Source organism: Spirillospora sp. NPDC029432, from assembly GCF_040703975.1.
Classification (GTDB): Bacteria; Actinomycetota; Actinomycetes; order Streptosporangiales; family Streptosporangiaceae; genus Spirillospora.
In genome coordinates this window covers 13,402-28,980 of the sequence record NZ_JBEZWH010000068.1, presented here as the reverse complement: position 1 = coordinate 28,980, position 15,579 = coordinate 13,402, and the positions used below count along the sequence as shown (strand labels likewise).

The 15,579-nt window shown below is 72.4% G+C and carries 16 protein-coding genes; 4 read left to right on the top strand and 12 right to left on the bottom strand.

Annotation, left to right across the window (positions count from 1 at the left end; translation table 11 throughout):
• Positions 1-192 precede the first annotated feature (192 nt).
• A complete protein-coding gene (gene eccCa, locus AB0881_RS34415) occupies positions 193-4,218 on the top strand; it encodes a type VII secretion protein EccCa (protein ID WP_366623868.1) in 4,026 nt (1,341 codons plus the stop codon).
• 102 nt (positions 4,219-4,320) lie between these two features.
• Here eccCa and AB0881_RS34410 read toward each other — a convergent pair whose 3' ends face one another.
• Both AB0881_RS34410 and AB0881_RS34405 read right to left on the bottom strand, forming a co-directional pair.
• Entirely contained in the window at positions 4,321-5,511 is a 1,191-nt protein-coding gene (locus AB0881_RS34410; RefSeq protein ID WP_366623866.1) for a S8 family serine peptidase, read from the bottom strand.
• A gap of 74 nt (positions 5,512-5,585) precedes the next feature.
• Positions 5,586-6,071 (bottom strand): hypothetical protein, encoded by a 486-nt coding sequence (locus tag AB0881_RS34405; protein ID WP_366623864.1) that lies wholly within the window; start codon positions 6,069-6,071, stop codon positions 5,586-5,588.
• 144 nt (positions 6,072-6,215) lie between these two features.
• Between AB0881_RS34405 and AB0881_RS34400 the strand changes: the two genes are divergently transcribed.
• From AB0881_RS34400 to AB0881_RS34390, 3 genes are read left to right on the top strand one after another with little or no spacing between them, the layout of a single operon-like run.
• Positions 6,216-6,839: a hypothetical protein gene (locus AB0881_RS34400; RefSeq protein ID WP_366623862.1), complete on the top strand. Its 624-nt coding sequence runs from the start codon at positions 6,216-6,218 to the stop codon at positions 6,837-6,839.
• 8 nt (positions 6,840-6,847) lie between these two features.
• On the top strand, positions 6,848-7,423 hold the full coding sequence (locus tag AB0881_RS34395; RefSeq protein ID WP_366623860.1) for a hypothetical protein: 576 nt from the start codon (positions 6,848-6,850) through the stop codon (positions 7,421-7,423).
• Entirely contained in the window at positions 7,420-8,055 is a 636-nt protein-coding gene (locus AB0881_RS34390; protein ID WP_366623858.1) for a hypothetical protein, read from the top strand. Before AB0881_RS34395 ends, AB0881_RS34390 begins: the two co-directional genes overlap by 4 nt.
• On the opposite strand, the gene AB0881_RS34385 is transcribed toward AB0881_RS34390, so the two are convergent.
• The 10 genes from AB0881_RS34385 to AB0881_RS34340 form a co-directional block, all read right to left on the bottom strand.
• Complete coding sequence (locus tag AB0881_RS34385; protein WP_366623856.1) at positions 7,946-9,244, bottom strand: hypothetical protein; 1,299 nt, start codon at positions 9,242-9,244, stop codon at positions 7,946-7,948. The two genes, AB0881_RS34390 and AB0881_RS34385, sit on opposite strands and share 110 nt — an antisense overlap.
• Positions 9,245-9,363: 119 nt before the next feature.
• Positions 9,364-9,741, bottom strand: a complete 378-nt coding sequence (locus AB0881_RS34380) for a nuclear transport factor 2 family protein (RefSeq protein WP_366623854.1) — start codon at positions 9,739-9,741, stop codon at positions 9,364-9,366.
• Between the two features lie 106 nt (positions 9,742-9,847).
• Positions 9,848-10,729 carry a hypothetical protein gene (locus AB0881_RS34375; RefSeq protein WP_366623852.1) on the bottom strand — a complete coding sequence of 294 codons (882 nt, stop codon included), beginning with the start codon at positions 10,727-10,729 and terminating at the stop codon, positions 9,848-9,850.
• The gene (locus AB0881_RS34370) at positions 10,726-11,304 is read right to left on the bottom strand and encodes an RNA polymerase sigma factor (protein WP_366623851.1); all 579 of its coding nucleotides are present in this window, start codon (positions 11,302-11,304) and stop codon (positions 10,726-10,728) included. The genes AB0881_RS34375 and AB0881_RS34370 overlap by 4 nt, the downstream gene beginning before the upstream one ends.
• A gap of 183 nt (positions 11,305-11,487) precedes the next feature.
• Positions 11,488-11,796: a DUF1416 domain-containing protein gene (locus AB0881_RS34365; RefSeq protein ID WP_366623850.1), complete on the bottom strand. Its 309-nt coding sequence runs from the start codon at positions 11,794-11,796 to the stop codon at positions 11,488-11,490.
• Positions 11,797-11,859: 63 nt separating this feature from the next.
• A complete protein-coding gene (locus AB0881_RS34360; protein ID WP_366623849.1) occupies positions 11,860-12,699 on the bottom strand; it encodes a sulfurtransferase in 840 nt (279 codons plus the stop codon).
• A gap of 406 nt (positions 12,700-13,105) precedes the next feature.
• On the bottom strand, positions 13,106-13,456 hold the full coding sequence (locus AB0881_RS34355; RefSeq protein ID WP_366623847.1) for a thioredoxin family protein: 351 nt from the start codon (positions 13,454-13,456) through the stop codon (positions 13,106-13,108).
• A 34-nt stretch (positions 13,457-13,490) separates the two neighbouring features.
• Positions 13,491-14,204 carry a zf-HC2 domain-containing protein gene (locus AB0881_RS34350; protein ID WP_366623845.1) on the bottom strand — a complete coding sequence of 238 codons (714 nt, stop codon included), beginning with the start codon at positions 14,202-14,204 and terminating at the stop codon, positions 13,491-13,493.
• A complete protein-coding gene (locus AB0881_RS34345) occupies positions 14,201-14,716 on the bottom strand; it encodes a sigma-70 family RNA polymerase sigma factor (RefSeq protein WP_366623843.1) in 516 nt (171 codons plus the stop codon). Before AB0881_RS34345 ends, AB0881_RS34350 begins: the two co-directional genes overlap by 4 nt.
• 209 nt (positions 14,717-14,925) lie before the next feature.
• Positions 14,926-15,564: a hypothetical protein gene (locus AB0881_RS34340; RefSeq protein ID WP_366623841.1), complete on the bottom strand. Its 639-nt coding sequence runs from the start codon at positions 15,562-15,564 to the stop codon at positions 14,926-14,928.
• Between the last annotated feature and the right edge of the window lie 15 nt (positions 15,565-15,579).

The following is a 15,579-nucleotide window of genomic DNA, read 5'->3' as shown; positions in this document are numbered from 1 at the left end:
GCACAGCGGGGGGGCAGCCGGCGAGTTCACGAGTGGTCCAGTCCTCCCTGATGGTGACACCGGGCGGTCACAGCGCGGAGCCTAGAATGTTCGCTCCGATCATGCGAAATCAACCGCTAGATTCATTCGGATACGCATGTGGCGTGCCCGAATCGCCGAACGGTCAGATGAGGCCCCCGGAGGAACCCCCACGTGAGTACCGTCCTCGTACGGCGGCAGCAGCGCAGACAGGCCCCGCCGACACCCAAGGGTGAGATCCTACTGGAGTCGCCCCCGGAGCTTCCGGAGGCCCAGAGCGGCGGCTTCCAGCAGGTGCTGATGTACGTCCCGATGATCGTGATGCCGGTCATGATGGGGCTGATGTTCCTGGGCGGCGGCGCCCGGAACCCGATGATGATGATCAGCAGCGGCGGCATGGCGATCGCCATGGGCGTCATGATGATCGGGCAGATGGGCCGCGGCGCGGGCGAGCGCAAGTTCAAGCTGAACGGCGAGCGGCGCGACTACTACCGCTACCTGTCGCAGGCGCGGCGCAAGGTCCGGCGGGCCGCCGAGCAGCAGCGCGAGGCGCTGGAGTGGAACAGCCCGCCGCCGGAGTCGCTGTGGTCGCTGGTGATGAGCGCCCGGCTGTGGGAGCGCCGCCCGACCGACAAGGACTTCGGCAACATCCGGATCGGCGCGGGCCCGCAGAAGCTGGCCGTGCAGGTCGTCCCGCCGGAGACCAAGCCGATCGAGGACCTGGAGCCGATGACGGCGGGCGCGCTGCGCCGGTTCGTGCGGGCGCACTCGACGGTGCCGAACCTGCCGATCGCCGCGTCGATGCCGTCGTTCGCGCGGATCATGCCGATGGGCGACCCGGACGTGATCCGCGGCATGGTGCGGGCGATGATCGTCCAGATCGCGACGTTCCACTCCCCCGACGACGTGCGGATCTCGGTGTGCGCGTCGCGGGACGCGGTGCCGCAGTGGGACTGGGTGAAGTGGCTGCCGCACGCGATGCACCCCACCGAGAACGACGCGGCCGGCCCGGTCCGGCTGATCGCGCCCAGCCTGTCGATGCTGGAGGCGATGCTCGCGGGCGAGCTGAAGGACCGGCCGCGGTTCACGCCGGGGCTGTCGCCGAACGACCTGCCGTACCACGTGATCGTGGTGGACGGCGGGCAGGTGACGCCCGACTCGCAGATCGGCGCGGACGGCATCGAGGGCGTCTGCGTGATCGACATCGGCGGCGACTCGGTGAACCCGACGGCCGACAACACGATGCTGCGGCTGCGGGTCGCCGCCGACAAGATGGCGATGCTGCGCCGGGACCGTACCGGCAAGGACGTGCCGACCATGCTGGGCCGGCCCGACCAGCTCACCGTGATCCAGGCGGACGGCCTGGCCCGCCAGCTGGCGCCGCTGCGCGCCAGCGCGGCGGCGGGCGGCGGCGTCGAGGAGATGGACGTGCTGTCGGCGTCCACGACGCTCACGACGCTGATGCAGGTCGGCGACCCGCGCGCGATCGAGCCGCGGACGGCGTGGCAGCCGCGGGCGCCGCGGAACCGGCTGCGCGTCCCGGTCGGCGTGGACCCCGACGGCCGGCCGGTCGAGCTGGACATCAAGGAGGCCGCGCAGGGCGGGTTCGGCCCGCACGGCCTGTGCATCGGCGCGACCGGTGCCGGTAAGTCGGAGTTCCTGCGGACGCTGGTGCTCGGGCTGGTGATGACGCACTCGTCCGAGACGCTGAACTTCGTGCTCGTCGACTTCAAGGGCGGCGCGACGTTCCTCGGCATGGACGGCCTCAAGCACGTCTCGGCGATCATCACGAACCTGGAGGACGAGCTCCCCCTGGTCGACCGCATGTACGACGCGCTGCACGGCGAGATGGTGCGCCGCCAGGAGTGGCTGCGGGCGGCCGGCAACTACGCCTCGCTGCGCGACTACGAGAAGGCCCGCGAGCAGGGCGCGCCGCTCAAGCCGATGCCGACGCTGTTCATCGTGCTGGACGAGTTCTCCGAGCTGCTGTCGGCCAAGCCGGACTTCGCCGAGCTGTTCGTCATGATCGGCCGGCTGGGCCGGTCGCTGGGCGTGCACCTGCTGCTGGCCTCGCAGCGCCTCGAGGAGGGCAAGCTGCGCGGCCTGGACACGCACCTGTCGTACCGGATCGGCCTGCGGACGTTCTCCGCGGCCGAGTCGCGGGTCGTGCTGGGCGTGCCGGACGCGTACGAGCTGCCGCAGGCCCCCGGCCACGGCTACCTCAAGGTCGGTACGGAGACGATGACGCGGTTCCGCGCCGCGTACGTGTCGGGCCCGTACGAGCCGGAGCCGGAGAACGGGCAGCGCGGCCAGAACGGCCAGGCCGCCCAGCGCACGGCGCCGCCGCAGATCGTGGCGTTCGGCCCCGACTACATCCGGCCGCAGCAGCCGCAGCAGCCCGACCAGCCGCAGCAGCAGGCCAAGCCGGCCGACGAGGGCCCGAAGGAGAGCCTGTTCGACCTGGTCGTCGGGCGGCTCGTCAACGCCGGGCCGGAGCCGCACCAGATCTGGCTGCCGCCGCTGGACGAGCCGGGCACGCTGGACCAGGTGCTGCCCAACCTCCAGCACACCGAGGAGTTCGGCTTCACCACCGCGGGCTGGGACGGCCGCGGCCGGCTGCACGCGTTCGCGGGCATCGTCGACCGGCCGTTCGACCAGCGCCGCGACCCGATGTGGCTGGACCTGTCCGGCGCCGCCGGGCACGTGGGCGTCGCGGGCCAGCCGCAGAGCGGCAAGTCGACCGCGCTGCGGACGCTGATCACCTCGCTGGCCCTCATGCACACGCCGCAGGAGGTGCAGTTCTACTGCCTCGACTTCGGCGGCGGCTCGCTGGCCGGGCTGGAGGGGCTGCCGCACGTCGGCAGCGTCGCCACCCGCCTCGACCCCGACCGGGTCCGCCGTACGGTCGCCGAGGTGTCGGCGCTGATCGAGGCCCGCGAGCGGTACTTCACCGAGCGCAACATCGAGGGCATCGCCGCGTACCGCCGGATGCGGGCCGCCGGGGAGATCTCCGGCGACGGGTTCGGGGACGTCTTCCTCGTGGTGGACAACTGGCTGACGGTGCGGTCGGAGTTCGAGCAGGTCGAGTCGGCCATCACCGACCTGGCCGCGCGCGGCCTCGGCTTCGGCATCCACATCATGGCGGCCACGAACAAGTGGTCGGAGTTCCGCACGACGATCCGCGACCTGTTCGGCACCCGGCTGGAGCTCAAGCTCGGCGACCCGTACGAGTCGGAGATCAACCGCAAGATGGCGGTGAACGTGCCGGAGGGCCGGCCGGGCCGCGGGCTGAGCCGCGAGTCGCTGCACTTCCTGACCTCGCTGCCCCGTATCGACGGCCGCGCCACCACCGAGGACGTCGCCGACGGCATGCGGCAGCTGGTCGAGACCGTCCAGGCGGGCTGGCGCGGCCGGCCGGGCGCGCCGCCGGTGCGGATGCTGCCCGACGTGCTGCCCGCCGCGCAGCTCCCGCAGGCCGCCGACACGGGCAAGCGCATCCCGATCGGCATCGACGAGGACACGCTGTCGCCCGTCCTGCTCAACATGGAGAACGACCCGCACTTCGTGGTCGTCGGCGACAACGAGTGTGGCAAGTCCAACCTGCTGCAGCTGCTCGTCCAGTCGATCAAGGCGCGGAACACCCCGAACGAGGCCCGCCTGATCATGGTCGACTACCGCCGGGCGCTGCTCGACGTGGCCGAGGGCGACCACGTCATCGGGTACGCCGCGTCGTCCACGGCGGCGAACGGCCTGCTCAAGGACATCAACGGGGCGCTCGTGGCCCGGCTCCCACCGTCCGACCTGACGCCCGAGCAGCTGCGCAACCGCTCGTGGTGGACGGGTTCGGACCTCTACCTGGTCATCGACGACTACGACCTGGTGGCGACCCCGTCGGGCAACCCGATCGCGCAGATCGCCGAGCTGCTGCCGCAGGCCCGCGACATCGGCCTGCACGTGATCCTGTCCCGTTCGATGGGCGGCGCGGGCCGGGCCATGTTCGACCCGGTCATCCAGCGGATGAAGGACATGGCCAGCCCGGCGCTGGTCATGTCGGGCAGCAAGGACGAGGGCGCGCTGTTCGGCGACGTGCGGCCCAAGCCGCTGCCGCAGGGCCGCGGCATGTTCGTCGACCGCCGTACCGGCAAGCGCCTGATCCAGACGGCCTACGTCGGCGACCCCGACAACCGGCCGCAGCGCTAGCGGGGCGTACGGGGCGTACGGCCCGTCAGAACGGCGAGGGCCTCCACCGGGAACGATCTCCGGTGGAGGCCCTCGCCGTTTCGCCGTGCCGCCGTGCGGCCGTCAGTCCTGGTCGCCGGCGGCGACGCGGGCGCGGCCCGGGCGCCAGCCGCGGCGGCGGCCCAGGGGGACGACCGCGCCGCCGAACGCGACGAGCACGGCCAGGATGATGGTCGCGGCGGCGATGGTGCCGGCGATGCCGCGGGTGCGGCCGTCCTCGGGGATCTCGCCGCCGATGTCGATCGGCCCGGCCGCCCGGCGGGCGCCGCCGCCGGCCTGGCCCGGGTTCACCAGTCCGGTGACCGCCTGCATCGGGCTGATCATGCCGCTGCCGCTGCCGGTCCCGTTGCCGCCCTCGGCGGTGGCCTTGATCCGGTCGATGACCTGCTGGTACGTGAGGTTCTTGTGCCGGGAGCGGACCAGCGCGGCCACCCCGGACGCGTACGGCGCCCCGAAACTCGTACCGCCCAGGCCGCCGATGTAGCCGGTCGGGCCGGTGGAGATGATCCCCTCGCCGGGCGCGGACACGTCCACGCGCGTCTTGAGGTTGGAGAAGTTGGCGATCGTGCCGTTCACGTCGGCGGCGGCGACCGACAGCACGCCCGGGTAGCTGGCGGGGAACGCCTTCTGCTCCTGGCCCTTCTGCTGGTCGGTCACGTTCCCGGCGGCGGCCACGATCAGCGCGTCCTTCCGCTGCGCGTACAGGACGGCCTTGCGCAGCGCCGGGGTGTCGGGCGCCGCCACGGACACGTTGATGACCTCGGCCCGGTCGGCGGCCCACTGGATCGCCTTGGGCAGCAGCGTGTTGTCCTGGGTGCTCTCGCCCGCGGTGAACTTGGCGTTGACCAGCTTCGCGCCCGGCGCCACCCCGACGAACGGCACCCCGCGCGACTGCCGCTGGTCGGCGGCGGCGATGATGCCGGCGACCTCCGTGCCGTGCTGGAAGCAGTCGTTCGGGGTGGTCTTGGTGGCGTCGAAGCTCGCGACGACCCGGCCGCGCAGCTGCGGGTGGCTCGCGCTCACGCCGCTGTCGACGACCGCGACCGTCACGCCCTCGCCGCGGGTGACCTTCCACGCCTCCTGGAAGTCGAGGCGCTGCTGCGGCCACGGCTGCTGCGTGATCTGGTTCGCCGGCTGGCCCTGCGCCGGATTGCACTGCACCGGCGCGGCCGCCGGCGCCGCCAGCACCGGCGGCGCGAGCGCCGTGGTCAGCACGACACATCCGGCGCCGGCCACGAGTCCCGCTACGCGCATGCTTGTACTCTCCTGATGCCCCTCTGGAACGGCAACACGACTCTAAAGGATCGCGACCACCCGTACCGGCCGGGTCACCGGCCGCCGCCGATCTTGGCGAGCGCGTCGTTGATCGCCTGGGTGATCTGCTCCATCTGCTGGAGCCCCTGCTCGGCCGAATCCGGCCCGGCCGCCGTGCTCTTGGCCGCCGTGTCCTTGGCCGCCGTGTCCTTGGCCTGGGCGCTCTTCGCCGCCGTGCTCTTCGCGGCGGCCTTCTTCGCCGGCTTCTTCTTGGCGGCCTTCGGCGTCCCGGCGCCGCCGGCCTTGGGACGCAGGTCGTCCAGCGCCGCGTTCACGGCCGTGACCAGGCGCTCGCCCAGCTCCGCCGGAGCCAGCTCCAGCGCCCCGGGCTCCAGGACGACGCTCCGCAGCCGCCCGCGCTCGGCGGTGACCGTGATCTGCCCGGCGGCGTCCGTGCCGACCCCCTCGGTGGTCATCTCCCCGTCGGCGCGCATCGCCGCCAGCGTCTCGCGGGCGTCGGCCAGGACCCGGTCCAGGTCCGCACTAGAGAACTCGGTCAAACCGGCCTTCCCCTCCGTGGTCGTTCCGCGTCTGTGGAGCATAGTGACCAGTCGTGGCCGTACCGGGGCGTACGCGGCGGCCGTTGCAGACATTTGTCCCCGTTCGTTCCGGAGGTCGGTAAGGCGGGCGTTACCATCTGGCGGGTGCACGCACCCTCTCCCGCGTTCGCGCCGCCCCCGCCGGGGCCTCCGCCCGAGGACCGGCCGCGGCGGCGCTTCGCCGTGCCGCTGGCGGTCGCGGGCGGGGTGTCGCTGCTGGTCGCGGTGCTATGGATCACCGGCGGCCTCAAGGAGGCGCCGCGGCAGCCGGTCAAGGCCGCCGGGAAGCCGATCGACCAGGGGCGCTTCACGGTGACCGTACGGGACGCGCGGATGGCGACGGTCGAGGCCGGCCTGGGCACGAGCCGGCAGCGTTACATCGTCGTGAGAATGCGCGTGGTCAACACCGGCAAGGACACCGCGTCCCTGGGCGGCGGCGGGCTGGGCGGCGGCATCGCCGCCCGCACGAAGGCCGGCAAGTGGGTCAAGCCGGACGAGGTCGAGGGCCTGGTCTCCGGCTCGAAGACCACCTACGTCCAGCCGGGCCTGCCGGTCGAGGCGTCCGTCATGTGGAAGGCGGGCCCCGCGGACGCGCCGAAGCAGTTCACGATCGGGCTCCGGAACTGGGAGTACGAGCCCGGCTTCTCCGACAGCACGTACCAGTGGCGGGTCCAGACGGAGCGCGGCGAGATGGCCGGGCGCCTCACGCTTCCGGTGGCGGCCGGATGAAGGCGCGGATGATCCTCGTACGGGGCGGCGCCGCGATCACCGGCACCGCGCTGCTGGCGGCCGCGATGTGGCTGTACGCGGTACGCCCCGGCGTGCAGGCGAAGGAGCTGGATCCGATCCGCACCGAGGGCCGGGTCGGCGCGGTCGTCTCCACCGGCGACTTCCGCGTCCGGGTGGACAGCGTCACCGCCGCCCGCTCGCTCAAGTCCACCCTCGGCGCCCCCGAACGCACCGAGGGGATCTTCCTGATCGTCGGGTTCCAGGCGATGGCCCGGAAGGAGCCGGTCAAGCTGCAATCGGTCGTGCTGGAGACGCCGGACGGGTTCACGTTCCGGCCGGGACCGCGGCTCGGGGTGAGCGCGCCGACCGCCAACGACTACCAGCCGCTGCTGTGGTCCAGGTCGTCGTACGTCTTCGAGGTGCCGCGGGACGCCGTGGCGGGCGCGCGGCTCGTGGTCGGCACGGGCGGGCTGCTCCCCCAGCTCTCCGCCGCCGCGGACATCGACCTGGGCCTCACCGGCGCGAAGGCGGCCGAGCTGCTCGGCGGCGCGGCCGAGTCGTACGACCCGAGGGCGCGGCCATGACGGGCCGCCACGCGTACCGGCCGCCCGAGCCGGCCGAAGAGGACCCGTTCGAGCGGACCCGTCCCGACCCCGCCGGCGAGGAACCCGCGCGGGAGGAGGCGGAGGAGCGGCGGCAGGTCCTCTCCCCGCGGGACCGGCGCGTGCTGGAGGCGATCGCGCTGATCACGCTGGTCCCCGTCCTGCTGAGCCTGCGCTGGATCGTGGACGACAACCTCGCCGACAGGGTCGCCCAGGACCGGCCCGAGAAGGTCACGACCGTTCCGCGCGGAACGGTCGCCACCTGGAACGACGTGCGGTGGCGGCTGTACGCGCAGTCCGTCGCCGGGCCCCCGCTCGGCCAGGGCCCCGAGGTCGCGGAGCTGCGGCTGGCCGTCGCCGTCAAGCCGATGAACGACGCCGGCGCCAAGCTGCTGACCTCGTACGGCCTCGGCTACCGGGTGACCGACGCCGAAGGGCACGTGTGGACGGGACGCGGCTCCACGCTCACCCCGCCGCGTCCGGGCGCGGCGACCAAGCTGACCGTCACGGTCGCGCTGCCCCGCTCCAAGGCGAACTCCGTGGCCCTTGAGGTGCGGCCGCCGGAGCAGCCCCGGCAGAAGGGCCCACTGCCTTTGCTGCGTTTCGCGCGTTGACCCTGGCCATCACCAGGTTGAACGTCGCGGCCAGCAGGCAGATCCGGAGGATCTCGAAGACCATCCCGGTGCCGAACCCGACCATCCCCTGGCGGGGCAGCCACCACTCCAGCGGATGAGCCCCGATGAGCTCGAACACCTGCCGCTTGACGAGGTCCTCCGCGACGTACAGGCCCATGAACAGCGCGCAGAACGCCCCGAACGGCACCACTCCCGAGCGGCGTACCAGGCGCAGCCCGTACCAGGCGGGGACGACCAGGTCGCGGATGCCGCGGGTGAGGATCTCGCGGGGGCTGTTGTGCCGCTCGATCCCCGCCTCCCGGGTGAACCGGCGCGCGGCGCGGCCGCTGCCCAGCACGACCCGCTCGTCGCCGGCGTCCAGCCCCAGGACCACCCCGGCGATCACCAGCCAGAGCAGGCCGCCCAGCACCGCGTACCGGAACGGGGGCCACAGGTCCAGCAGGGGGCCGGTCGCGTCCGCCAGCGCCCGCCACGCCTCCCGGCCGGTGATCCAGTCACCCGCCGCCTTGCGCAGCTCGTCGATCGTGAAGATGCCGAACAGCGCGAAGTTGACCTCGAAGAACGCCAGCACCGCGCCGCCGGACGTCGGCAGCCGGTCCTGCAGCAGCCATTCGGCGAGCAGCTTGAGCGCCAGGAACCCGACCGTGAGCCCGATGGCCAGGGCGAGGTGGCGTTCCAGCTCCAGGAGCATCCCCAGCCCCTCGATGTGCCCCTGCAGCCCGCCCTCGGCGAACCCTTCGCTCTGCGCCGTCGCCGCGAACTCCTTGGCGTCCTCGCTCTGCATCCCCCAGGCCAGGTAGAAGATCACGAACGGCAGGACGGCCCGGCTCATCGCACCGCTCACGCGCTCGTCGTTCCCGACGGCCCAGGGGGTGAGCTCCCCGTCGTCCTCCCGCGCGTGCACGACCGCCAGGCCCTCGCGGACGCAGTGCACCATCGCCACCGTGACGCCCAGCGTGATCATCACCAGCAGGCTGACGGTGAGCAGCGGAGCGACGTTCGCGGCGAGGCCCTTCACCTCGCTGAGCCGGTAGCCCCCCTGCAGCACCCCGAAGCGCAGCAGCTCCCCGACGGTGAACCACAGCGCGAGCGGCAGCACGAACCGCCCCGCGAGCACGAGCGTGGCCCACGGCAGCACGAGCGGCGAACGCGCCGACAGTCCCAGCACCAGCCAGATGGTACAGACCTACCGCCGCCCGACACCCAGCACATGGCCGAACACCCGCACAAAGCAGCCGAAAACGCTCGCGCGGAGGACGGTGAGCACGTCCCGGCCCTGCCGGATGATCAGTCGTCGAAGTAGGCCCTGGCGACGGCGTAGGTGTCCTCGTAGAGGTGGTAGCGGGTGATCCGCCCGTCCCGGACCGTGGTGTGCAGGGCGAACCCGGTGTCGATGTCCCGGCCCGTCCTCTTGACCTCCGAGACCATGCGCCCGATGAGCACCACGTCGTCGCCCTCGGCGATGACGTGGCGGAGGTCGAACTCCTTGGCCCGCACATGGGTCCGCAGCAGGTCGAAGAACGTCCGCATGCCCTCCGCCGAGTCGACCTCCGGGACCCACGGGATGCCCGGCGGATGCGGGATCGAGAACGACACCGAGTCGGCGAACAGCGCCGCCGCCTCCGCGCTCTTCCCCTCGGCGAGCAGCGGGAACAGGCGTTGCACAGTCTGAGCCGGTGACTCTGCCGTCATGTGTGCCGACCTTACGCGATGCGAGACGGCCCCTGCCCGGTGAGGGCAGGGGCCGGATCCGGTCGGCGCGGTCAGTCCGTCACTCCGATGGCTCGGGACCGACGAAGAGGAGGACCTGGTTCTTCGCCCACGGGACCGCGTCGTGGACGTACCACGCCGGCGGGACCTCGGCGGGGGCCATGGCCTTGCTCACGTTGCCGTCCATGTAGCGGTACTCGGGTACGGTCACGTCCCGCTTCTTGAGCGCGGCCAGCACCTGGCTCACGCGCTGCTTCCGGAACGTCATCCCGTGCATGACCTCGCCCGGGGCCGTCACCGGCGCGGTGCTGTTGTACTGCTCGCCCGGACGGGCCGCCCTTCCGAAGACGACGGTGGCCTCGCCCTTGAACGCGGTCGACACCCGTACGCCGACCGGGCAGGCGTCGCCTCCGCCGCCGGTCTCGCACTCGCCCTTGGCGGTGATCGCCGTGATGTCGCGCTCGCGCGTGCCCTCGCTCGTGTCCATCATCACCACGGTGCCGACGATGGACGGGGAGACCGGCACCAGGGACAGTTCGACCTTGAGGCCGTGGGCCGCGAGTTCCTTCTCGTAGCGCTTCGGGTCGGCGAGGGGGTCGCGGACGCGCACGTCGATGTGGTCGCCCTCGCGCTCGATGGTCAGTGCCGAGGCCAGCCGGACGTTCGGGCCCTGCGCCGTCGCGGTCGGGTTGGGCCGCGGCTGGACGGCGGGATCCTGCGCCACCGCGGCCACCGCCACGGCCGCGCAGGCCAGGCCGGCGGCCAGCGGCAGGCCGATGGCGAGGCCCCGCGAGCGGCGCCTGCGGGGCGCCGGGGGCTCCACCGCCGTACGGGTGATGCGGTCGGCCAGGTCGGCGGCCGACTCGTCCGACATCAGCTCGGCGGCTCGGGCGTCGGTGACGGGGGCGAGCCCGCCGATCAGGGTGTCGATGTCGCGGTTCATGGGTGCTCTCCGTTCGGGATCCGCGCGGCGGTGGGAAGGGGGCGGCCGACGGGGCCGGCGTTCGCCCGTTCGAGCGCGCGGGCGAAGCGGCGGCGGGCCCGGTGCAGGCGGATCCGCACCGCGTTGCGGGAGCAGCCGAGGACCGTCGCGATCTCGCCGTGGTCCAGCCCCTCCCACCCGACCAGGGTCAGCAGCTCGCGGTCGGCCTCGGACAGGCTCCGGAACGCGGGGCCTACGTCCGCGAGGTTCCGCTCGGGCTCGGCCGCCCCGGTACGCAGCCGCAGGCCGAGATCGGCGGCCAGCGCGGAGCGGCGGCGCTCGCCGCGGTGGTGGTTGGCCAGCACCCGGCGGGCCACCCCGTACAGCCAGAGCCGCGCGGCCCCGTCCCGTGGCACGTCGTCCAGGCGCCGCCAGGCCGTCAGGAACGTCTCGGCCAGGACGTCGGCCGCGTCCTGCGCGTCGGCGGTACGGCGCAGCGCGTACCCCAGGATCTGGACGCGGTTGGCCTCGTAGATCTCCTCGAAGCGGCGGCGCCTGTCATCGGGTGGATGGGGGTCCTCCACGGCGGGTGGCACGCTCTCTCCTCTCGTCTCACGCCCCTGGGGCGCGGCGAACTGACCAGACGGAGATCACATGTCCGCACATCGCGCAGCATTTCACCCCGATGTCGCGGGCGCGGCCGGTCCCGAACGCGCGAGACCCCGCCGCCCGGACGGGGCGACGGGGTCTCAGCGGAGCCGGTCAGGCGCGGGGCCTGCTCAGATCGCGACCTCCAGGGCGGCGACCTCGCCGGTCTTGGCGCTGACGGTGCTGTCGACGCTCACACCGCCGGCGGCCAGGACGCGGACGGTCCAGTCGCCGTCCGCGGCGAAGAACCGGAACACGCCCTCGTCGCCGGTGACGACCTCGGCGGTGAACTCGCCGGACGAGTCGAGCAGCCGGGCGTAGGCGCTGGACACGGGCTGCCCGTCACGGGTGACGGTGCCCTGGATGACGGCCTCGTTGGTCAGGTCGACGGTCGCCGGCAGGTGCGCCGTCTGCGCGGGCGCTGCGCAGCCCTGGGTCATGGTCTTCTCTCCTTCTCCGCCGGTGCGCGGCGGGATGATGCTCCGGTACGGGCGGAAGGTGTGTTACTTGGGCTCGCCGAGCTCGACCGGCACGCCGACCAGCGAGCCGTACTCGGTCCAGGAACCGTCGTAGTTCTTGACGTCGGGCAGGCCGAGCAGCTCGCGCAGGGCGAACCAGGTGTGCGACGACCGCTCGCCGATCCGGCAGTAGGCGATGATCGGCTTGTTCAGGTCGACGCCGGCCTCGGTGTAGAGCTCGCGGAGCTCCTCGTCGGACTTGAACGTGCCGTCGTCGTTCGCCGCCTTCGACCACGGGATGCTGCGCGCGGTCGGCACGTGGCCTGCCCGCTGCGCCTGCTCCTGCGGCAGGTGCGCCGGCGCCAGCAGCTTGCCGCTGAACTCGTCGGGCGAACGCACGTCGATCAGGCCCTTGTTGCCGATCGCGTCCACGACCTCGTCGCGGAACGCGCGGATCGACAGGTCCTGCTCGGTGGCCTTGTAGTCGGTGGCCGGCCGCTCGGGCACGTCGGTGACCAGCTCGCGGGAGTCCAGCTCCCACTTCTTGCGGCCGCCGTCGAGCAGCTTGACCTTGTCGTGGCCGTACAGCTTGAAGTACCAGTAGGCGTACGCGGCGAACCAGTTGTTGTTGCCGCCGTACAGGATGACCAGGTCGTCGTTGGCGATGCCCTTGGACGACAGCAGCTGCTCGAAGCCGGTCTTGTCGACGAAGTCGCGGCGGACCGGGTCCTGCAGCTCGGTCTTCCAGTCGATCTTCACGGCGCCACGGATGTGGCCCTTGTCATAGGCGGAGACGTCTTCGTCGACCTCGACGAGAACGAGGCCGGGGGCGTCCAGGTTGGACTCCACCCATTCGGCGTCAACCAGGACGTCGGAGCGGCTCATGCGGGAACCTCCCTGTCGGAGCGGATCTTCGTGGTGAAGCGGCGGATCGGCGGAGGCATCTGACGGCCGAGGCGGTTTCCGGGCCCGTTCAGCACGGCGTACAGGATGACCGGCGCGTCGGCCGCGGCCGGACGCTGATCAGCCTGCATCGGATTGCTCCTGGCGGAGAGAACGTGCGCGTACGAGCGGAAGTCGGATTGCTCGGGAACGGCGGGCTCGATGCCTCAGGCCATGCGACAGAGCGAAGCCGAGACGCGGCAGAAGTCGACCGCGCGACGCTTCGTGAGCAGCTGCTCTGTCCAGTAACGCACGGTCCGATGGTAAGCCGACAGGCGTGGCGCTGTCACATCCGTCTCGGCTTTCGAGACAGTGACATTCGCCTTGGCGCAGGTCAACGGGTCCCCGCTCACGAGATGGCCGCGCCGAGAGCGGCGATGACGTCGGCCTTGCGGGGCTGCCCGGCGGCCTTCCGGACGACCGTTCCGGCGGCGTCCAGGACCAGCACCGTCGGGGTGCTCACCACGTCCAGCACGCGAACGAGATCGAGCCGCGCCTCCGCGTCGATCTCGACATGGGCCACCCCGTCGATCATCGCGGCGACCTCGCCGAGCACCCGCCGCGTGGCCCGGCACGGCGCGCAGAACGCGGTGGAGAACTGCACCAGCGTGGCCCGTTCGCCGAGCCCGGCCCCCAGGTCACCGCTGTCCAGCCGCACGTACCGTCCCTTTCCGCGAGCGCCGTCGTCCCATGCCAACACTCCCCGCGCCCCGGGACTTCCCGGGATCGCCGACTCAGGCGGGAATGGTGAGGAGGGGCTGGCCGCCGAGCGTGACGATCTCGAACGAGAAGAGCTGGTCGCGCTGGAACATCGTGGAGCCCGCGTACTGGCCGTACCCCCTGCGGTACGCGACGTGCCAGCTCCCCAGCATGTCGCGCTGCCCGTCGCGGGCCACCGCGTAGAAGCGGCAGCTCTCCCCGTACGGGGCGCCGGACAGATGCAGCTCGACCTTCGTCCCCCATTTCTTCCGGTAGAGGATCATCTCCGCCCGGACCTTGTTACCGGGATCGCTGGCCCGCAGCCGCTCCGCCCCCGCACTCGTGGAGATCGACGGCGCCGGCGCGGCCACCGGTGCCCCCTCCCGCGCGGAGACGAACAGGGCCCCCGTCAGAACCCCCACGGCCACCAGCGCGCACGCGGCCAGCACGCCCGGCCCCCACCACAGCCGCCCGCCGCCGGGAGGCCGCCGCCACAGCGCGAAGCGCCGCCGCCGCGCCGCCCGCGCCAGCAGCGAGTCCAGGAGTTCGGGCGGGGGCCCCGCCATCTGCTCGATCTGCCGTTCGGTCACCCGTCCGAGCAGCGCGGGCAGCCCCGCCAGCCCGGCCAGCTCGTCCCGGCACGCGGGGCACCCCTCCAGATGCGCCTCCAGCCGGGACCGTTCCCCCGGATCGATCGCGCCCAGCACGTACACGCCCAGCGCCGCGCGCATCTCCCCGCAGTCGTTCATGGCGCCAGCCCCCGCTCCTCCAGGGCGAGCTTGAGCGCCCGCAGGGCGTAGTAGCTGCGGGACTTCACCGTCCCGGCCGGGATCCCCAGCGCCTTGGCCGCCTCGGCCACCGACCTCCCTCGGTAGTACGTCTCCACCAGCACGGCCCGATGCTGCGGGCTCAGATCGGCCATGGCCTCGGCCACGGTCCACGACTCCAGCGCCCGGTCGATGTCGTCCGACCCGGCCGCCGTCATCAGCGCCTGCTCGTCGATCCCCGTCTCCGGCGGCCGCGACCGCTTCGCCCGGTGCGCGTCCACCACCAGGTTCCGCGCCACCGTGAACAGCCACGGCCGTACGGGCCGCCCGCCCAGGGCCTCGGGATGCCGCCAGGCCCGCAGCAGCGTCTCCTGCACCACGTCCTCGGCCTGGGCCCGATCACCCCCCGTCAGCCGCAGGACGTACCCGAGAAGCGGACCACCGTGCTCGTCGAACAGAGCACGCAGCAACTCCTCATCAGCGGTCGGCCCCACACCACAAACACGTACGCCCCCCGCCCCCGGTTCACAACCCCGCCGGCTCACTCGCCAGGGCGCAACGCCTCTATGAGAAGCACGCGGGCATAGCCAGGCACGGCCCCGCCGGTGATCATCCGACGCTCGCGCGCCTGGCCTACCGCCCCCGTCGGGTCAGGCCCCGCCACGGAACGGCCCGAAGCCACACGGCCCCGGGCCGGGCGTGCTCACGCTTGGGGTGCCGGATGACGGCGGGGAGTGGGTTCTCGGGTGGTCGCGGCCCAGGACAGGAGCGAGAGCACGAGAAGCGCCGTCCACAGGCTGTGGACTTCGGACCAGTTGGAGTGCCCCAGGGGAACCAGAGGAGTCTGGTCGGGAGGTATCAGCGCGGATGCGATGAAGAGGACCAGAAGGATGCCGCCCACCGCGAGCCCCGGCGCCGCGCTAGCGGTGAAGCGCAGCGCCGCACCGGCCATGGCCCAGGCCAGGGCGCACAGGGCGACCGCTTCCAAGGTCAGAGCCGCCCAAGGAAGCCGATGGCCGGGATCTCCCACATAGAGGAGCGCCATCCACCAGGCCGCCAGAGCGGGGAGCACCACTGCCACCCGCAGGGCCTGACGCAGCGCGCGACTCGCGGGAACGACCTCGGTCGTCTCGCGGGACGGATCGTCCAGGACGAACGCGGCCCCCAGCGCACCGGCAAGCGCCGCCATGCGCAGCAGGTAGAGGATGACGCCCGCTTCGAGGTCCGCGAAGCGCGGCACGGCGGCGAGCGCCAAACCCAGCGCTCCGGCGGCGGCCAGATTCCTCCAGGGAAGCGATCTCGCCAGCGGCCGCACCAGCGCCCGCGCGATCAGCCCACTCATGTCCGTTCCCGACGA

Excerpts from the sequence above, each read along its gene's own strand:
- AB0881_RS34410 (WP_366623866.1), bottom strand. The coding sequence starts at position 5,511 with ATGCGCGTAGCGGGACTCGTGGCCGGCGCCGGATGTGTCGTGCTGACC.
- AB0881_RS34395 (WP_366623860.1), top strand. The coding sequence starts at position 6,848 with ATGATCCTCGTACGGGGCGGCGCCGCGATCACCGGCACCGCGCTGCTG.
- AB0881_RS34390 (WP_366623858.1), top strand. The coding sequence starts at position 7,420 with ATGACGGGCCGCCACGCGTACCGGCCGCCCGAGCCGGCCGAAGAGGAC.
- AB0881_RS34375 (WP_366623852.1), bottom strand. The coding sequence starts at position 10,729 with ATGAACCGCGACATCGACACCCTGATCGGCGGGCTCGCCCCCGTCACC.
- AB0881_RS34365 (WP_366623850.1), bottom strand. The coding sequence starts at position 11,796 with ATGACCCAGGGCTGCGCAGCGCCCGCGCAGACGGCGCACCTGCCGGCG.
- AB0881_RS34360 (WP_366623849.1), bottom strand. The coding sequence starts at position 12,699 with ATGAGCCGCTCCGACGTCCTGGTTGACGCCGAATGGGTGGAGTCCAAC.
- AB0881_RS34350 (WP_366623845.1), bottom strand. The coding sequence starts at position 14,204 with ATGAACGACTGCGGGGAGATGCGCGCGGCGCTGGGCGTGTACGTGCTG.
- AB0881_RS34340 (WP_366623841.1), bottom strand. The coding sequence starts at position 15,564 with ATGAGTGGGCTGATCGCGCGGGCGCTGGTGCGGCCGCTGGCGAGATCG.